Consider the following 17,124-nt stretch of genomic DNA (forward strand, 5'->3'; position numbering starts at 1 on the left):
CCAATTGCTCCGATGTCAAAGAAGAACCTCTTTTCCAGGTCCGCGTAACGGCACCATGTTTGTGATGCTTCGTTTCGACTGGCCTGTTCAAGGTCGCGCACCTGTCTTCACAAGCACAACGACTAAGTTGGAACTCTCCGGGATTCTCTGTCCCTGGGTCGGCTACCGCCGGGCCTCCCGCCCCCCTGGGGGGTAGGGCTGCCACCTTTCCGCTACGTATTAGATACGGTGAAAGGCCCGCTGGATCTCTTTCCAAGAATACAGCAAAGCGATTGGACGTCCATGCGGGCAGCTTGTTGGATGCTGCGTCTTTGCAAGTTCCAACAATAGCCAGTCCATACGTGCCGGGTCAAGAGGTGTATTCACCTTGATCGCGGAGTGGCATGCGATGGACGCCGCGATACGCGTCTTCAACGATCTAAGATCCTCATTCCGCTGGTCTTGCTCCGCGCGCGGCGACGACTGTTCGATCACCTCGGTGAGCATCCTTTCGAGCCTGGTTCCGTCCAGTCCCACCGGGGCCGCCTTCACTGCCAGAGTTTGTGGCCCGAAGGGCTCAACCTCAAAGCCATTGCGTTCCAGCTCATCCGCGATCTCGGCGAATACCACCATCTGCCACGGCTTGAGCTCTACCAGCAGCGGCATCAGCAGCCGTTGGCGCTGCACATTTTCTACGTTGCGCTCGCGCAGGATCTTCTCAAACAGAACGCGTTCATGGGCGACGTGCTGGTCGATAATCCACAGTCCGTCCTCCCCCGTGGCCAGGATGAACGACTCACGAAGCTGCCCGAGAGCCTTCAGCGAGCCGAGGTGGTTCAGGTTCTGCGCGGCCTGTTCGGCTTCGATCTGGGCGGTGGCGAGTGCTGCGGAAGCGCTTGAATCTGCGAGCGTTGCATCAGGTTCCATCGCGACCTGAAAACCCTCACCATCCAGCAGGGCCGCGGCGGTAGCCGCCAGTCCGCCCGCAACGGCAAAGCCGCCTGGCCGGGTCCCTCCCGGCTCGAACGGCAGCCGAACCGGAGTTGCCGAAGCAGTCCTGGGCGTCAGGGAAAAGGGCTCAGTGTCGGCCTCTCCGGCCACGATCGGCTCCGAGTCAGGTTCGGGCGGTGGCGCATCCGCTCCAGGCTCCCCCGGAATCGGCGAAGTCGACGGCGGCATCAGCGTCGGGCTGGCCAGCGGCGCAGAATCAAGCGCAGCTAAAAATCCAGCAGCGGGGCGCGCCTTGATGAGCGCCGTCCGCAGGCTGTCGCGCACGAAATCGTGGATCAGGTTCTGCTGGCGGAAGCGCACTTCGGTCTTGGCCGGATGCACGTTGACGTCAACCTCTTCCGGCGGCATCTCCAGAAACAGCAGCACCACCGGATAGCTCGTCGGCGGAATCACGTTCCGGTAGGCCTCGGTGATGGCGTGCAGCAGCAGCCGGTCGCGGATAAGCCGCTTGTTGACAAAGATATAGATGGAATTGCGGTTCAGCTTCTGCAGCTCGGGCTTCGAGTAGAAGCCAGACAGCCGGAGCTGTCCAGGATCGCGGGCCGGCTCATCAGGGTCACGTTTCCACGGAGGCGGCTCGGGCAGTCCGGCACGATCGAGCTTGGTCTCGGCAGCCACCGGCAGAAGCTGGGCCAGCGTCTCCTTCCCGAAAATCTGATAAATCCGCTCAGCCGTGCGGGTCACCGGCGGTGCCGACACCAGCGTGTGGCTCGAGGAAACCAGCTCGAAGTGCTTCTCGGGGTGGACCAGCGCGTAATGCGTCACGAGCGCTGTCACGTGAGCCAGTTCAGTCGATTCCGCCCGCAGAAACTTGCGTCTCGCCGGCGTATTGAAGAACAAATCGGCGATGGAGAGAGTCGTGCCGCGCGGAACAGCCGCATCGTCAACATGAAGGATGTTGCCGCCGGCAATCTCGAGCCGCGTGCCCGTCTCCTCCGGCTCTCCGGTCGACGTCTCCAGGGTGACCCGCGAAACCGACGCAATCGAGGGCAGCGCCTCGCCGCGGAATCCGAGCGTGGCGATCGACAGCAAGTCGTTGGCGGTGCGTAGCTTTGAGGTGGCATGGCGCTCGAAAGCCAGCAGCGCATCGTCCCGGCTCATGCCGCAGCCATCGTCGGCGATACGAATAAGCTTGCGCCCGCCCGCCTCGACTTCCACGCGGATACGGTTCGCCCCCGCATCCAGCGAGTTCTCAAGCAGCTCCTTGACCACCGACGCGGGCCGGTCCACCACCTCGCCCGCGGCGATCTGGTTGGCCACCTGGTCAGAAAGTACTCGAATGCGCCCCATGAAGGATCAGGTTAACGCACGTCCCGGTGGGAAACGGCGGCAAAACCCTGGAAACCAGGAGCAGGGAATCGGAATCGGGAGCAGGCGATAGGATGGACTTCGGGAGACCCCACCATGTTCACGCCAAAGCCGATCGGATTTGTTCGCAGCCCCTACAGCCAGACCACCGCCGTTCCCAGAGGACTAGGCGCAAAGCACGATGCCGAGGGCGAACTCGAAATCCTGCCGGAATTCGAGGCAGGCCTCCAGGACATCGAGGGCTTCTCGCACCTCTTCGTGATCTGGGTGTTCGACCGTTCCGAGACGGCGGCTTTGGTGGGGCCCACCCCGATCGATGGCATTCCCCACGGAGTGTTCGCGACCCGCTCCCCGTTCCGTCCAAATCCCCTCGGGCTGACCGTAGTCGAGCTGCTGGGCCGCGAAGGAAACAGGCTGCGTGTAAGAGGCGTAGACATGCTCGAAGGCACGGCGATCCTCGACATCAAGCCGTATCTCTCTGGAATCGCAGCCGATAAGCTGCGCCGCGGCTGGCTCGACGCCGCCGAATCGAAGGCTAAGGCCTGAAACAGAAATGCCGCCCGCAGGCGGCATTTTCTATGAACTGAAAACTACGAGCTCTAAATTCCAACCCCGTACTCAGCCGCCGCACTGTTATCCGAATGCGGATAGAAGTCGTAAGGCGTACGCTTCTTGAACTTGTACCAGCTGCGCAATTCGAAGCCCAGGAAGATCCCAAGACTGGCCGCTGCCATGCCCACAGAGAACCATCCGATGGCGCGTAACGCCTTGTGTTCGCTGATCCTTTCGATGGTCGCTTCCATTTCGGGCTCGTTCGCCATGGGCACCTTCCTTGTCAAGAATGATACCGCACATGTTTGCATGGCGGCCTTGGGCCTTAGACCCGCAATGTGAAGATTTGTTTACCCGATTGATTCGATACGGGCCGTCCAGGAAGCCTTTTCCACTTCGGGAAGAAAGCTCGCCTCTATCGAGTTCGATGCAAGCCGGCGCAGTTCGTCGCGGGTGAATCCCTGTTCGGTGTGCGCCAGCATATACTCGCCTTCCAGGTCCGATCCGAAGAAGGCTGGATCGTCGGAGTTGAGCGTGACCAGCAGCCCCAGATCGAAGTAGCGGCGCAGCGGATGCTCCGCCCAGGAGGCGCAGACCCCGGTCCGGACATTAGAGGTTGGATTCAGCTCCAGCGGAGTACTCCGTACCTTCAACTCCTCGAGAAGTTCGGAGTCCTGCACAGCCGACAGCGCATGCCCGATGCGCTCGGAACCGATAGCCAGCGCTTCTCGAATCGCCTCAGGCGGGGTGGTCTCTCCGGCATGGTTGGTCAGCCGCAGACCAGCGGCCCTGGCCTCGGCATACAGCTCGCGGAACGGCTCCGACCCGCAGCGGCGCTCGTCGCCGCCGAGACCAATGCCAATGATCGACGTGTACTCGCAGCGCATCTCGATCGCCTTGCGGAAGACGCGAGCAGCCTCTTCGAGCGTGAAGTGCCGCACGGCGTCGAAGATCCAGTAGAGGGAGATTCCAAGCTCCCGCTGTGCCCGGACACGGGCCTGCTCCAGCCCTGCAAAGATCGGCTCGAAGCACTCCGGATCGTGGTTGCGCCAGACGTAGATGACGCCGACTGAGATGTAAACCTCGGCGTGCACAATCCCCTGCTGGGCGAGCCGCTGGGCCATGCGCCAGGCTGCGAGTTCGTAGTCTGCCGGCCCGACCAAGCGGTTGGTGACCGCCTTGAATGCGTCGAGGAACCCCGAGAAGTCCTGGAAGCGGTAAAGCGCTTCGGCCTCAGCCTGCGTCAGCGGCTCGCGGTCATGCCGCTGGCTCAGCTCGACGAGAGTGGCCGGAGCGATTGTGCCTTCGAGGTGGAGGTGAAGCTCAGCTTTGGGAAGGCGGCGGATGAAATCCGCAACGTCGTTCATGAGACAAGTTTATCGGGCTGACGCGGCCAGATAAGCTGCGGCCAGGCGGATCAGCTCAGCGCGATACGATTCCTGCAGCTTGTGCGGCGCGGGCGACTCGATCAGCCGCCGTGCGGTGCCCGTGAAAACGCCGTAGAGCATCTCGGCCAGGCGTAGCGGTTCGGTGCAGAACTGGACGGGCGCGGTGGCGAGCATCCCCGCGACCGCGTCGCAGGCGCGGCTAGCCATCTCGCGGCCTATCCGTGCGCCGTCCACGTCATTGGCGATCGCGTAAAGGGCGGTGCTGGTGCGGACATTCTTCAGCTTGGCGTCGAGGAATCCGTTGACCAGCCCGGACGCCATCTCCTCCAGCGGCCGGCCGTGGTGTTCCAGGCAGGCACGCTGGACCGCGGAAACCACCTCGCCCAGGTGCCGCTCCAGGACCGCCCTTAGCAGCGCCTGCTTGTTAGGAAAGTACTGGTACAGCGTTCCCACCGATACCCCGGCACGGGCGGCGACCCGCGTGGTGGTCAGGTTCTCCTGCCCGACGGCGAGCAAAACCTGAACAGTTGCGGACAGGATGGCATCCACCGTCGCAGTGGAGCGAGCCTGCACAGGCGTTTTTCGCGGGTCCAGAAGTGGTGCTGCGGCGCGGGGCAAATGCGAACTCCAAACCTGAAGGTTCCTTCATCAAAACACCGGAAGCAAGCGGCAGGCAAATAAGCCGGCTTCCGAGAGGATTTGCAATGACGAAGACGAATGAGCTGGGTGGCGTGTTCACGTTTCCGGGAACCGACATGACGGTGAACCGCATGGGCTATGGCGCAATGCAACTGGCGGGGCCGCAGGTGTTCGGCCCGCCGAGGGACCGCGCCGAAGCGATCGCGGTGGTCCGTGAGGCGGTCGAGTCGGGTGTGAACCACATCGACACATCGGACTTCTACGGTCCGCACGTGGTGAACGAGATTCTGCGCGAGGCGCTGCACCCCTATCCGGCCGGGCTGACGCTGGTCACCAAGGTGGGCGCAAAGCGCGGGCCGAATGCCGAGTGGATCCAGAGTCTCGATCGCGAGCTCCTGGTCCAGTCGGTTGAGGACAACCTGCGCAACTTGGGCGTGGACGCGCTCGACGTAGTGAACCTGCGCGGCAGCGGCTTGATGACTCCGGATGGCTCGTCGATGGTCGGCGGTATGGAGGTGCTGGCCGAGCTGCAGCAGCAGGGTAAGATCCGCCACATCGGCCTCAGTAACGTGTCGCGCGAGCAGTTTGTGGAGGCGCGCAAGGTGGCGCCGGTCGTGACCGTGCAGAACTTCTACAACGTCGCGAACCGTGCGGATGATGCCTTCATCGACGAACTGGCCGCGGAGGGAATCGCGTATGTGCCGTTCTTCCCGTTGGGCGGATTCTCGCCCCTGCAATCAGGGACGCTGAACGAGGTTGCCGCCGAAGTTGGCGCGACGCCCATGCAGGTGGCGCTCGCGCGGCTTCTCCAGCGCTCGCCAAACATCCTGCTGATTCCGGGCACTTCGACGCGCGTCCATTTGCGCGAGAACCTGGCGGCGGCGGCACTTCGTCTGTCTGACGATCTGCTCGTGAAGCTGGACGACGTAGCGAAGGATGCCGTGCGCGCGGAATTCCACTTGGCGACCGCCAGCGCGCACTGACGGACGCCTGTGCTACCGCCCCGGATGCAGCGCGGGCTTAACCGCCGGCTTCGCCTTCGCAGGCACACTGGCGGCGGGTAATGCCTGCCGCACCGCGGGCCCACCCGCCGGCGGCCTCGGCGCTGGAACAACACCCGGCTTCGTCGAAGGTGCTGCATTCACCGTCTTCGGCGCACCCTGCGCCGGCACAGCTGTCACCGTCTTCGCACCCGATCCAGCCACGGGCGGTCTTGGCGCCGCAGCGGCTCCAGCCATGGCCGCCGGCTTGCTCATACTAGGCCGCGCTCCAGTCTTCACCGGCGCGGCCGCACCTGCGGCCGAAGCCTGCAGCAGCGGAGCCTTCTGCTCTCCCTGGTCGCCCAGGAACTTCTCGTTGTCCTTGCCCACGATGGCCTGCTTCATCACCGCCATCCAGATGGGTAGCGCAGCCTTGGCCCCCGTCTCCTTCTCTCCAAGCGACTCCCGGCTGTCAAATCCCACCCAGACGCCGCATGTGACAGACGGCGAAAAACCGAGGAACCACGCGTCGGTGTAATCGCTGGTCGTTCCCGTCTTGCCGCCTAGCGGGTGATTCAACTGCGAGGCCGCTGCGCCCGTACCGTGCGCCGTCACTGCCCGCAACAGCGTCATCATGGTTCGCGCCGTCTGCTGACTGATCACTTCCTTCACCTGCGGCGGATCCTCCCACAGGGTGATCCCGTCCGCATTCGATACCTTGCGGATCAGCCTTGGCTGCACGCGGATCCCGTCATTGGGAAACACCGAGTACGACGCCACCTGCTCTTCCAGCGTGATTTCCGCAGCACCCAGCGCCACAGGCAGATACGCCGGAATGTTGGACGTGACGCCGAACCGGTGCGCCATGTCGATCACCTTGTGAATGCCCACGCGCGCCGCCAGCTTCAGGGCCGGAATGTTCCGCGACTCCGCGAACGCGTTCGTAATCGTCATCGCGCCCTTGTAGTCGTTCTCGTAGTTGTGCGGCGTGTAGCTGCCAAAGCTCACTGGCCCATCGACGATCACGTCATCCGGCTTCACGCCGTCTTCCACCGCCGTGGTATACACATACGGCTTGAAGCTCGATCCCGTCTGCCGCTCCGCCTGCGTTGCCCGGTTGAACACGCTGACCGAGTAATCGCGCCCGCCCACCATGGCCAGAACATCGCCCGTGGTGTTGTCCATCATCATCAGCGCGCCCTGCGCGCCGGAATCCTGCTCGAGCGTCGCCTTGCGCCCCCCGCCCTCAAACCCATCCTGCAGATGCACGTAGATCACGTCGCCCGGCTTCAACAGCGCATCCGCATAGCGCTGCCCGGTCCACTGCCAGTCGGCCGGCTGCATAAACACTTCTTCCGACCCGATCCGCGCCCGCACCATCGTCGGCAGCACAGAAGTCACAACGGCATGCACATAGTCCCCGGGGCTATACTTCAGCGCCCAGTCGGGATGTTTGTAGCTCTCCATGTCGTTGCCATCGGCGATGACGTTGTCGAGCTTGCCGTTCCACCCGTGCCGCCGCTCGTACGTTGCCACCCCATCCAGCACGGCTTGGTTCGCCGTCTTCTGCAGATCGAGATCGAGCGTGGTATCCACTCGCAGACCGGACTCGTGCACCTGCTCGCTCCCGAACTGCTTCTCCAACTCGCGCCGCACCTCTTCCTGGAACCACGGAGCCACCGACCCTTCGGGCTGCGTCAGCTTCAGTCCCAGACCGGTTCCGCGCGCGGCTCCGGCTTCGGCATGCGTGATCAGTCCATCCGATTCCATCTCGCTGATCACCAGGTTGCGCCTCTTCAGCGCCTTCTCCGGGTTCAGAATCGGCGAGTAGGCATACGGCCCCTTGGGCAGCCCGGCTAGCAGCGCGGCCTGGGTCAGCGTCAAATCCTTCGCATGCGCCCCAAAGTAGAACTGGCTGGCCGCTTCGAATCCATACATTCCGCTGCCCAGGTAAATCTGGTTTCCATACAGGGTGAAGATCTGTTCCTTGGTGAATGTCCGCTCAATCTGGATGGCCAGGAATGCTTCCTGGATCTTCCGCATCCCGCTCACGGAGCGGGCCAGGTCCGCAGAGAAGAACAGGTTGCGTGCCAGTTGCATGGTCAGCGTCGATGCCCCTTGCGCCCGCCCCTTGCTGCGGATGTCATGCCAGGCCGCGCCCCAGATGCGCCAGAAGTTGATCCCCCCGTGCGACTCGAAGTCCTTGTCCTCGATGGAAACCACAGCCTTACGCAGAATGGGAGCAAAGTCGTTGTAGTTCACCACGATGCGCCGCTGCAGTGCGAACGCGCCGATCACCCGGCCCTTCTGGTCGTAAAGATCGGTTGTAGTGGAAGGCCGGTACCGCTCCAGGTCCTCGATCTGCGGCAAATCCGACGAGTACACCAGCGTCAACCCGGCCAGCGAGCCCGTCACCACTGAGAGCACTATCAGGATCGCCAGCGCCGCCTTGCCCGCCAGCTTGCGGCGCGGTTTTTGCGCCCGCGGCTTCTTGGGCGCTTTAACCGGCTTGTCTTCAGGATCAGGCTCGCGCCGATGGCTTCGGCCCAGCGTCTGCGGTTCTTCTACATATTGAATGGGGGTAGCCAAGCGCGTCTCGCCTCAAGGCAATCTCTCTGCGAGCGAGTGGAGAATGCTGAATACCTCAGAGCGTACCACGCATTCGGCGCCCCAACCGTGACAAACCGCACCCCGGTACCTCCGAGTGCAATTGCGGGAAGACGGTTCCCTCAGACACACGAAAGCCCCGCGCTCATGCGAACGCGGGGCTTTTGATTTTCTTGCAGGTGCTAGCTGTTCTTGCTCTTCAGAATCGACAGCGCCTTATCCAGCGACTTGTCGTCCTTGTCGGGCGTCTCGTCCTGAATGTCCCCATCGGGATTCGTCCCCGCCTGCACATTCGGATTCACCGCCTCGTCCTGGATCTTCTTCCCATCCGGACCCTGGTACTTGGCCACGGTCAGCAGCAGCGCCGCGCCATCCGGCAGGTCGATCGTCTTCTGCACCGATCCCTCGCCGAACGTCCGCTCGCCCACCACGTCACCGCGTTTCGCCGACTCAATCGCCGAGGCCGCAAGCTCTGCAGGTCCATAGGATCCGCGGTTCACCAGCACCACCAGCGGCGCATTCGTCAGGAACTTCGACGCATCGGCAGCGAACGTCACCTTGGGATACTTTTGCCCCTCCAGCGACGCCAGCGTGCCCTTCTCGACGAAGAAGTTCGCCAGGCGCAGGCCCGCTTCCTCGTCGCCGCCCGTGTCGCGCAGATCCAGCACAATCTTCTTGCCTTTGTTGGCCTTGATCTTGGCCGCAAGCTGGTCCATCCGGTCGTTGTTGATCACCACGGGCTTCAGATAGAGAACGCTCGAATCCAAATACTGCTGCTCGCCCATCGCCGGCTCAGGAACAATTGCCCGGGTCAGCGTCAGCTTGTCAGGATCGGGCTTGCGCGGCTTCACCAGCGTGATCGTCACGTTCGTGCCCGGCTTGCCTTCAAGCATCAGCCGGATCACCGCCAGCGACAGCTCCCGCGTCGACGTATCGCCAATTGCCTCAATCACATCGCCATCGGCAACATGCTCGTGGTCGGCAGGCGACCCCGGCAGCACATTCACCACCGTCGCGTACCCGTAGCGCTTTGAGACCGTAATGCCAACCTGCGCCACGCCCGTCGTCGGCCGTTCCTTCCAGATCTTGTACTCGGTCGCCGTCAAGTAGCTCGAGTCGGAATCCAGGCTCTCGAGCAAGCCATGCAGCGCGCCCGTCGTCACGGTCGTCATATTCGGATCCGTTACGTAGTCGCTCTGGATCCGCCGCAAAACCTGCTGGTATACGTGGATCTGGTTATACGCGCCGTCCTGTTCGCCGCCGGCATGCACGCCGAACCATCCCAGCTCGCCCAGGGCGAAGCCCAGGCCCAGTGCCGCAAACACCGCCGCGCCCAGCACAAAGATCAGTCGTTGAAAGAGTCGAGACACAAACACCTCAGCGGCCAGGGAAGCCACTTCCTATATAGACGCAATCATACTCCAACCGTCGTTTTTTCCCTTGCCCAACCGCAACCAACCACATCTTTGTCATCCTGAGCCGCAGGCGAAAGACTCGCTGTCTCCAGCTACCCCACCGGCAGACAACTGATAAAACCAAACACTCCATGACATTCACGACGTAACCGGGGTAAAGTGTCTGCGTGACCCCCGACGCGCCCGAAATACTGCGCGCCCTCGAAGCTGGCGAGTTCTTTCCTGTTTTTCAGCCGCTCGTCGAGCTCCGCACCGGCCAACTCGCCGGTTTCGAGGTGCTTGCGCGCTGGCAATCGCCGCACTCCGGCCTCGTCATGCCCGACGATTTCATTCCCGCGTTCGAGCACTCCGGTTTCATCGACACCCTCACCCACCAACTCCTCGGTAAGACCTTTGACGCTCTCTCCCTCACGGGGCGCCCCCTCATGATCTCCGTCAACCTCTCCCCCACCCAGTTGCTCGACGCGGGCCTCCCCGCGAGACTTGAAACCCTTGCCCGTGCCTGGAAGTTCCCTCTCGATCGCCTCACGTTGGAAATCACTGAAAGCGCGCTGGTCGACGACCTGCCCCGCGCCACCTCGGTAGCCCAGGACCTCAAATCCCTCCAGTGCCGTCTGGCCCTCGACGACTTTGGCACCGGCTACTCCAGCCTTCGCCACCTGCAGGCCCTGCCGTTCGACGAGCTCAAGGTCGATCGCAGCTTCGTGCGATTCATGGACACCGACCGCGAATGCCGCAAGATTGTGGCGTCGGTCGTCGGCCTTGGCCAGAGCCTCGGACTCATGACGATTGCCGAAGGGGTCGAGGACTCAGCGCAGGCGGAAATGCTGCGCTGGCTCTCCTGCGATCTCGCCCAGGGGTGGCTTTTCGGACATCCCGTACCCGCCGGCGAACTGCCTGCTATCCTCGCCCGCCCCCACTGGGACAGCCTCCCGGCCTCTTTTGACGGTACTCAGAGCACGTCCCGCTTTCAGGGTGACGCCGTCCCCGCCCATCGCCTTGCGCAGCTCCAGGCCATCTATGACGGCGCCCCGGTCGGTCTTTGCTTCCTCGATCGCAATCTCCGCTACGTCAATCTCAATCGGCAACTCGCCGAGATGAACGGCGTCCCCGCTGCTGCCCACGTCGGCCGCTCCGTCGAGGAGGTCATTCCGCACATCTTTCCGTCCGTCGAGCCATTCATTCGCCGCGCCCTTCAAGGTGAGGCCACAAACGGGGTCGAAGTCACCAAGCCGCCCGGCACTCCCGGGTCTCAGCCCCAGACCGTCATGCTCTCTTATCACCCCGTGCGCGACGAGGCCGGAGACGTCCTCGGTGTCTCGGTCGCCATCATGGACATCAGCGATCAGAAGAACACCGAGGAGGCCCTGCGCCGCAGCGAGGACCACTACCGCCACTGGATCAGCCTATCTCCGAACGTCCCCTGGGTGCTCGACGGAGACGGCAAAGTGGTGGATGCTAGCTCCCGCTGGACCGAGTTCACTGGCCAGCCTATCGACCAAGCCATGGGCGATGGCTGGCTCCGCATGCTGCACCCGGACGATGTGGAACCCACCCGCGATGCCATTCGGAACGGCCTGCACACTCATCTTCCCGTGGACGTCAAATACCGCGTCCGCCGCCCCGGCGAGGACTGGAGCTGGATGCGTTCGCGCGGCTCACCGCGTCTCGATGCCGAGGGCCGCATCCTCTCGATCTATGGAGTGGTGGAGCCCATCGTGCCCCGGAAAGAGATCAGCTCCGAGTGCGCATTCTTCGAGTCAGAGCTGAACATCGCCCTCGACGCTATGCCTGTCGGCATGATTCTGGCCGATGGCAATGACGGAGTGATCTTCAAGGTCAACGCCTGCGCACATCAGTTCTTCGGCAACTGCGCCTTCCCCGGCCAGAGGCTCGACGAGTATGTCTGCATGGGCCTGCTCGATGAGCACGGCCGGGCCTTCACTATGGAAGAACACCCCCTTGCGCGCTCCATTCTGCGCGGGGACCGGCTTGAGTCACTCCCGGTCCTCCATCGACAGCCCGACGGATCCCTCGCCCACCTCTATGTCTCCAGCCGCCCCATCTTCTCTGACCAGCAAAAGATCGTCGGCGGCATGATGATGGTCCGCGGCGCCTGAGCCCGGTGCGATCTGCCGGATAGCGTTAGCGCCGCCGCATCAGCAGAAATCCCACCGCAACAACAATGACCAAAAGAACGATACCTCCGATAGCAATCATGCTGTACCACCTCCCACGCAAGCGCTTTCTTGGATGACGCCTATCCACGAATGGCTTGTTCCTCACGGAAGCTCGTGGAGGCAATCGGCGATCACGCAGGGAATATCCAACGCCGGCAAAGCGCCCATGAGCCGACAAATCGGTCTGAGCCTTCTTCATGAAAGATGAGGACCTTCTGTGAGCGGGAAGCGAGCATCTGCTGCATGCAATGCTTGGTGGCGGAGGACAGGATCGAACTGTCGACCTACGGGTTATGAATCCGTCGCTCTAACCATCTGAGCTACTCCGCCCGAGGAGAAACGCACCAACCCGCCAGGGCGGCGGGCCTACATCTATGCGTCAAGTCTTGATGATACGGTTCGGCGCATGCGAGGTCAAACCTCGCCACACCCTGCGCCCCCTCTCTTCACCGTATCTAAAGCTTTTTCGGCCAAATCAATCGGAAACAGCCTTATGATGGTGAGCAATTTCAACTCTGAGGGGGAATATGGCCATCTACAAGCGGTGTTCCAAGGGCGTGTGCGATGAGACTAAACCGAATCCGAGCCTGATCCCCGGCAAGCCGGGCAAACCGGCCAACATGGTCTACCAGTGCGTCTCGAACGCTACGGCTCCATGTCCGCCCACCGGCGCTTCCTGCCAGTGTTTCATCGTGGTTAGCCACCACAACTCCGGAATCACCGATGATGAGGTCAAGGACGAGGAATACTTCCCCGCAGCGCCTGATCCAACCGCGAAAAGCCCTTACAAGGGGATGCTCACGCAAGCCGATGTCAATAAGAACTACAAACAAATCGGCCGCAATCCCAACGGTGGGGAGAAGCAGGAGTACTGGGTGATCGGCTGCCGATGCCTCCAGACCGACTCCAGTGGAGATCCACTGACAGCTCTGCGGGTTCAGATCACCGTCCCCGGCGAGGCCTACGCTTCAGTCCTGCGGAAGCTCGAGAAGAAATACGGCGCCGCCAACGTGTCCCTCATTCCACCACCGCCCGACCCGCCAGCGAAGAGCGGAAGAGCCTCTCGAAAGCCTCAAAGAGCGACGGCGACTAAAAAGTCGCCGGGCCGCGCCGGAAAGCGCGCCAAGAAAACCCGTCGCTAGCGCCTGTCGGACCGATTTCCTCACACGCCAATTTTTTGCAGAGGGGAGCAACCATCCTGACAGGCGCAGGCATCCCAATAAGTGCAAGCCCTCTCCCTCGGGCCCCTGTTCAAGTCCCGCTCTCCCCCTGAGCGGGACTTTCGCTTTTAGAGCCAGATTCATACCGCGCGGCGGCTGAGCAGGACGGCTTCGGCGCGGGCGAGGTCTTCTTCGGTATCGACGCCGATGGTATCGTGGGGCGCGGCGGCGACGTAGATGTCGATGCCGTGTTCAAGCAGCCGAAGCTGCTCCAGGCGCTCGATTTGTTCCAGAGGCGAGGGCGGCAGGGCGGCGAAGCGCTCGAGGGCCGCAGCGCGGTAGGCGTAGATGCCGAGGTGCTTGCGGTAGCCGATAAACCCTGCTGCATCACGGTCGTAAGGGATAGTCGAGCGCGAGAAATAAAGCGCACGACCGTCGGCGGCGGTGACGACTTTGACGACGTTGGGATTGGCGATATCTTCGGGGGCGCAGCGGACGGCAAGCGTCGCGACATGGACTTCAGGGCGATCGAAGAGCGCCAGCAGCGGGGGAAAGAAGTCAGGCGTGAGCGTGGGCTCGTCGCCCTGGATGTTGACGTAAATGTCGGCTGGGAGGTGGGCGGCGACCTCGCGCACGCGGTCGGAGCCGGAGGCGCAGTCGGGCGAGGTCATCTCGACAGGAATTTTGCGGTCGCGGCAAGCGGCGGCAACTTCTTCAGAGTCAGTAGCGATGAGGACCGGGTTCATAACGCCCGACTCGGCGGCGGCGCGGTAGACCCATTCGACCATGGGCCGGCCGGCGATGGTGCGAAGGACCTTGCGGCTGAGGCGCGTGGAGCCAAGGCGCGCGGGAATGATGCCGGCGACGGTGGTCATGGGATTGATTGTAGAAGGGCGGGCGCAGGTCTTCGGGCGGCTTGCGCAAGTCGGCTGGCCAAGAACACTGAAGGAGAGAGGAGGCGAGAGCTGCGATGGCTTCTTCTGTTTACTACTACCTAACATCGGTGATTTGCTGTCCAGATTTTGCCTATGATATTTTGTAGATTGCTAAGTTCATCATATTGAATTGCTTGTCCAAAATTTGGACCTAAAAAGCGAATATAAGGAGAAGTAAAAACAGGGGGGAGGGGTAGCTAATTTTCTAGTAAACTTTCGCTCTTTTCGTGAGCGGGTGAGAGGTCCAGACGAAATACCACCTGTGGGATGAGATTAGCTTGTTTCGGAACTGGTGTCCGTGACGGCTGTCACGTGTGAGAGGCAGTTTTCAGTTGCCAGTCTTCAGTTAGCCGGGGCCAGGGGACCTCGCGGGAGCTGAATCGTATGGGGGATAACAGCTGTTCGTTCATTCTCAGGTGCGGCGAAGTGATCATGACCACCTGACCACTCGATCACCGGAACACCTACAATCGGAATTACCCGCAAGAATCGGAGTGTACGCGTCCGCGATTGGCGCGAACATCAGCACATGAACACGACACTCCAGCCCGCCGCCAAGCCGACCATTGATACCGAATCTGCCTGGGCGCAGGTCCTCGCCCGCGACCCGCAGGCCACCATCTTTTACGCCGTGCTCACGACGGGGGTTTTCTGCCGCCCCGCCTGCACCAGCCGCCGCCCGTTGCGCGAGAATGTCCGCTTCTTCGCCTCGCCCGGGGACGCGCAGGCTGCAGGCTTTCGGGCCTGCCTCCGCTGCAAACCCAGCGCTGCGCGCGGCAACTCTCTGGATCAGGTTCGCAAGCATCTGGAGGCCAACCTCGATCGCCGCGTGGGCCTCGACGAACTCGGACGCGTCGCGGGACAGAGCCCCTTCACGGTCCAGCGCACGTTCAAGCAGGCCATGGGCGTGAGCCCCAGCCAGTATCAGCGCGCTCTGCGCGCCGGCTCGCTGCGTTCGGAGCTCAAGAACGGAGCCTCCGTCACCGAAGCCATCTACAACGCCGGCTTCAACTCATCGAGCCGCGCCTACGAGGCCGATCCACTCGGCATGACGCCTGCCAAATTCGCCTCCGGCGGCCGCGGCGAGCGCATTGGTTACGCCACGGCGTCCTCTCCCTTCGGTTGGATGATCGTGGGTGGCACGGAACGCGGCCTCTGCTGGCTGGCCCTGGCCGACACCGAAGCCGCCGCTGAGCAAACCCTTCGCGACGAGTTCCCCGCGGCGGAAATCCACCGCGATCCGTCGCTCGCCGAGTTGGTGATCGCCGCGCTAGATTCTGTGCGCGAGGGCCGCGACCTAAGCGAAACCCTCAGCTCGAAGAGCGCTCTCGACCTACGCGGTACCGTGTTCCAGCTACGCGTGTGGCAGGCGCTGCGCCAGATTCCGCGTGGCCAGACCCGCAGCTACTCGCAGCTTGCCGCCGATCTGGGCGATGCCAACGCCACCCGTGCCGTGGCCCGGGCCTGCGCCACCAACCGCGTCGCCATTCTTGTCCCGTGCCACCGCGTGGTTGGCGCGTCCGGCTCGCTTACCGGCTACCGGTGGGGCGTGGAGCGCAAGCGGAGCCTGCTTGAGGCCGAAGGAATTCACAGCTCGTAATTCAGAGTTCCCACTGTTTGTAAATTTGCGCGGCGTCGCCGATTCGGGACTAGAATGAGTGCGCCGCGCATACGGCGACAGAGAGGAGAGTCTGCCATGAACGGCTACTCCATCTTGTTTACGGCTGTGCTTATCGTTATATTGGCCGGCACCGCGGGAGCCCTGAGCTGGGGAATGATCCGCGGAGTGTCCGCCTTGGCGCATCATCCGCTCCGCCGCCGCACGCACCGCAGCTGATCCAGCTTCGGCGCAACCCGCCTGACGGAGAGAACCGATGACCGGCCTTGTGGTGATCTTTGTGGTTGTCTTCGTGCTTGTGCTTGCCGGCATGTGTGCGCTGCTGGTGATGCGCATGCTTGGTCCGCTTCAGCTGCGTGACAGCCCGCCTTTTCCGCACCGCACGCGTCATCACCATGCGAGGCCTACGTCGCCAGCCGCTGACCAACGTGTAGAACCCGAACATCTGGCAGAAAAGCCCTGAAAGGTGAGCGGCGCGGACAAATCAGGCGCGGGGGGGCCGCGCCTTACCTGCTTCCTTGCTTCCTGATTACAGCCGGAAACCGCCCGACGCGTGAATCGCCTGCCCGTTGATCCAGGCAGAGTCTTCAGATGCAAGGAATGCCGCCGCGGTGGCGATGTCCTGCGGCTGGCCGATGCGGCCGAGAGGCGTGCGCGAGACCGTATCCTTCTGGAAGTCGCTGCCGATGAAGCCGGCGGCGTGCGTGCCTTCAGTTTCGATCATGCCCGGGTTCAGCGAATTGACGCGGATCTTCTTCGCGCCCAGTTCCTTTGCCAGCGAGGCTGTGATCGCATCCACCGCGCCCTTGGTGGCGCTGTAAACCGCCGCCCCCGGCACGCCGTCGACCACCACCGAGCTGATGTTGACGATGCTGCCGCCCTGCGGGTTGAAGTGCTTAAGCGCTGCCTGCGTCGTGAGCAGCAGACCTAGCACGTTCACGTCGAACTGCTTCCGGAAATGCTCCGGCGTGACGGCCTCGATGGGACCGAACTCGTAGATGCCGGCGTTGTTGATCAGTACGTCGATCGGGCCGAGCTTCGCGGCGGTTTCGTCGACGAGCGGCCCGATGGCTGCAGGATCGGCCACGCTGCCCTTGACCGCGATTGCCTTGCCGCCGGCTTCTTCAATCTGCTTGACTACCTTCTCCGCTTCAGCCTTGCTGCTGGAGTAGTTGACCGCGACCGCTGCGCCGCGCGCCGCCAGTTCCTTCGCAATTCCCGCGCCAATACCCTTCGAAGCGCCCGTCACCAATGCCACTTTGCCCTTCAAGCTGCCCATCGTTCTCTCCTTCGATCGACTGCCGAATCTCTTCGACATTTCGATAACTGTCGAATTGATTGCGGACGGTGGC

The 17,124-nt window shown here is 62.5% G+C and carries 15 protein-coding genes and 1 tRNA gene; 7 read left to right on the forward strand and 9 right to left on the reverse strand.

Annotated elements, in window-relative coordinates; all coding sequences use genetic code 11:
• Nucleotides 1-219: 219 nt before the first annotated feature.
• Nucleotides 220-2,280 carry a DNA mismatch repair endonuclease MutL gene (mutL, locus tag MOP44_RS09520; protein WP_260795806.1) on the reverse strand — a complete coding sequence of 687 codons (2,061 nt, stop codon included), beginning with the start codon at nucleotides 2,278-2,280 and terminating at the stop codon, nucleotides 220-222.
• Nucleotides 2,281-2,394: 114 nt separating this feature from the next.
• Between mutL and tsaA the strand changes: the two genes are divergently transcribed.
• On the forward strand, nucleotides 2,395-2,844 hold the full coding sequence (tsaA, locus tag MOP44_RS09525; protein WP_260795807.1) for a tRNA (N6-threonylcarbamoyladenosine(37)-N6)-methyltransferase TrmO: 450 nt from the start codon (nucleotides 2,395-2,397) through the stop codon (nucleotides 2,842-2,844).
• A 53-nt stretch (nucleotides 2,845-2,897) separates the two neighbouring features.
• Here the strand turns inward: tsaA and MOP44_RS09530 are convergent, their stop codons facing one another.
• The 3 genes from MOP44_RS09530 to MOP44_RS09540 form a co-directional block, all read right to left on the reverse strand.
• On the reverse strand, nucleotides 2,898-3,119 hold the full coding sequence (locus tag MOP44_RS09530; protein WP_260795808.1) for a hypothetical protein: 222 nt from the start codon (nucleotides 3,117-3,119) through the stop codon (nucleotides 2,898-2,900).
• A gap of 81 nt (nucleotides 3,120-3,200) precedes the next feature.
• A complete protein-coding gene (gene add / locus MOP44_RS09535; protein ID WP_260795809.1) occupies nucleotides 3,201-4,217 on the reverse strand; it encodes an adenosine deaminase in 1,017 nt (338 codons plus the stop codon).
• A 9-nt stretch (nucleotides 4,218-4,226) separates the two neighbouring features.
• Entirely contained in the window at nucleotides 4,227-4,787 is a 561-nt protein-coding gene (locus MOP44_RS09540; protein WP_260795810.1) for a TetR/AcrR family transcriptional regulator, read from the reverse strand.
• Between the two features lie 155 nt (nucleotides 4,788-4,942).
• Between MOP44_RS09540 and MOP44_RS09545 the strand changes: the two genes are divergently transcribed.
• A complete protein-coding gene (locus MOP44_RS09545; RefSeq protein WP_260795811.1) occupies nucleotides 4,943-5,860 on the forward strand; it encodes an oxidoreductase in 918 nt (305 codons plus the stop codon).
• 12 nt (nucleotides 5,861-5,872) lie between these two features.
• Here the strand turns inward: MOP44_RS09545 and MOP44_RS09550 are convergent, their stop codons facing one another.
• Both MOP44_RS09550 and MOP44_RS09555 read right to left on the reverse strand, forming a co-directional pair.
• Nucleotides 5,873-8,446, reverse strand: a complete 2,574-nt coding sequence (locus MOP44_RS09550; RefSeq protein ID WP_260795812.1) for a penicillin-binding protein 1A — start codon at nucleotides 8,444-8,446, stop codon at nucleotides 5,873-5,875.
• A 200-nt stretch (nucleotides 8,447-8,646) separates the two neighbouring features.
• A complete protein-coding gene (locus tag MOP44_RS09555) occupies nucleotides 8,647-9,834 on the reverse strand; it encodes a S41 family peptidase (protein ID WP_260795813.1) in 1,188 nt (395 codons plus the stop codon).
• A 212-nt stretch (nucleotides 9,835-10,046) separates the two neighbouring features.
• Between MOP44_RS09555 and MOP44_RS09560 the strand changes: the two genes are divergently transcribed.
• Nucleotides 10,047-11,999, forward strand: a complete 1,953-nt coding sequence (locus tag MOP44_RS09560) for an EAL domain-containing protein (protein ID WP_260795814.1) — start codon at nucleotides 10,047-10,049, stop codon at nucleotides 11,997-11,999.
• A 313-nt stretch (nucleotides 12,000-12,312) separates the two neighbouring features.
• Here the strand turns inward: MOP44_RS09560 and MOP44_RS09565 are convergent.
• Nucleotides 12,313-12,389, reverse strand: a tRNA-Met gene (locus MOP44_RS09565).
• Between the two features lie 197 nt (nucleotides 12,390-12,586).
• Between MOP44_RS09565 and MOP44_RS09570 the strand changes: the two genes are divergently transcribed.
• Nucleotides 12,587-13,201, forward strand: a complete 615-nt coding sequence (locus MOP44_RS09570; RefSeq protein WP_260795815.1) for a hypothetical protein — start codon at nucleotides 12,587-12,589, stop codon at nucleotides 13,199-13,201.
• Between the two features lie 158 nt (nucleotides 13,202-13,359).
• Here the strand turns inward: MOP44_RS09570 and kdsB are convergent, their stop codons facing one another.
• On the reverse strand, nucleotides 13,360-14,220 hold the full coding sequence (kdsB, locus tag MOP44_RS09575; RefSeq protein ID WP_313901058.1) for a 3-deoxy-manno-octulosonate cytidylyltransferase: 861 nt from the start codon (nucleotides 14,218-14,220) through the stop codon (nucleotides 13,360-13,362).
• 463 nt (nucleotides 14,221-14,683) lie between these two features.
• On the opposite strand from kdsB, the gene MOP44_RS27845 reads away from it, so the two are divergent.
• The 3 genes from MOP44_RS27845 (at nucleotide 14,684) to MOP44_RS09595 (ending at nucleotide 16,235) form a co-directional block, all read left to right on the forward strand.
• Entirely contained in the window at nucleotides 14,684-15,754 is a 1,071-nt protein-coding gene (locus MOP44_RS27845; RefSeq protein WP_313901059.1) for a bifunctional transcriptional activator/DNA repair enzyme AdaA, read from the forward strand.
• A 96-nt stretch (nucleotides 15,755-15,850) separates the two neighbouring features.
• Complete coding sequence (locus MOP44_RS09590; RefSeq protein ID WP_260795816.1) at nucleotides 15,851-15,991, forward strand: hypothetical protein; 141 nt, start codon at nucleotides 15,851-15,853, stop codon at nucleotides 15,989-15,991.
• Nucleotides 15,992-16,028: 37 nt separating this feature from the next.
• Nucleotides 16,029-16,235 (forward strand): hypothetical protein, encoded by a 207-nt coding sequence (locus MOP44_RS09595; protein WP_260795817.1) that lies wholly within the window; start codon nucleotides 16,029-16,031, stop codon nucleotides 16,233-16,235.
• Nucleotides 16,236-16,301: 66 nt separating this feature from the next.
• On the opposite strand, the gene MOP44_RS09600 is transcribed toward MOP44_RS09595, so the two are convergent.
• The gene (locus tag MOP44_RS09600) at nucleotides 16,302-17,051 is read right to left on the reverse strand and encodes an SDR family NAD(P)-dependent oxidoreductase (RefSeq protein WP_260795818.1); all 750 of its coding nucleotides are present in this window, start codon (nucleotides 17,049-17,051) and stop codon (nucleotides 16,302-16,304) included.
• Nucleotides 17,052-17,124 lie beyond the last annotated feature (73 nt).

Origin of the sequence: Occallatibacter riparius, from assembly GCF_025264625.1 — a bacterium.
Taxonomy (GTDB): domain Bacteria; phylum Acidobacteriota; class Terriglobia; order Terriglobales; family Acidobacteriaceae; genus Telmatobacter; species Telmatobacter riparius.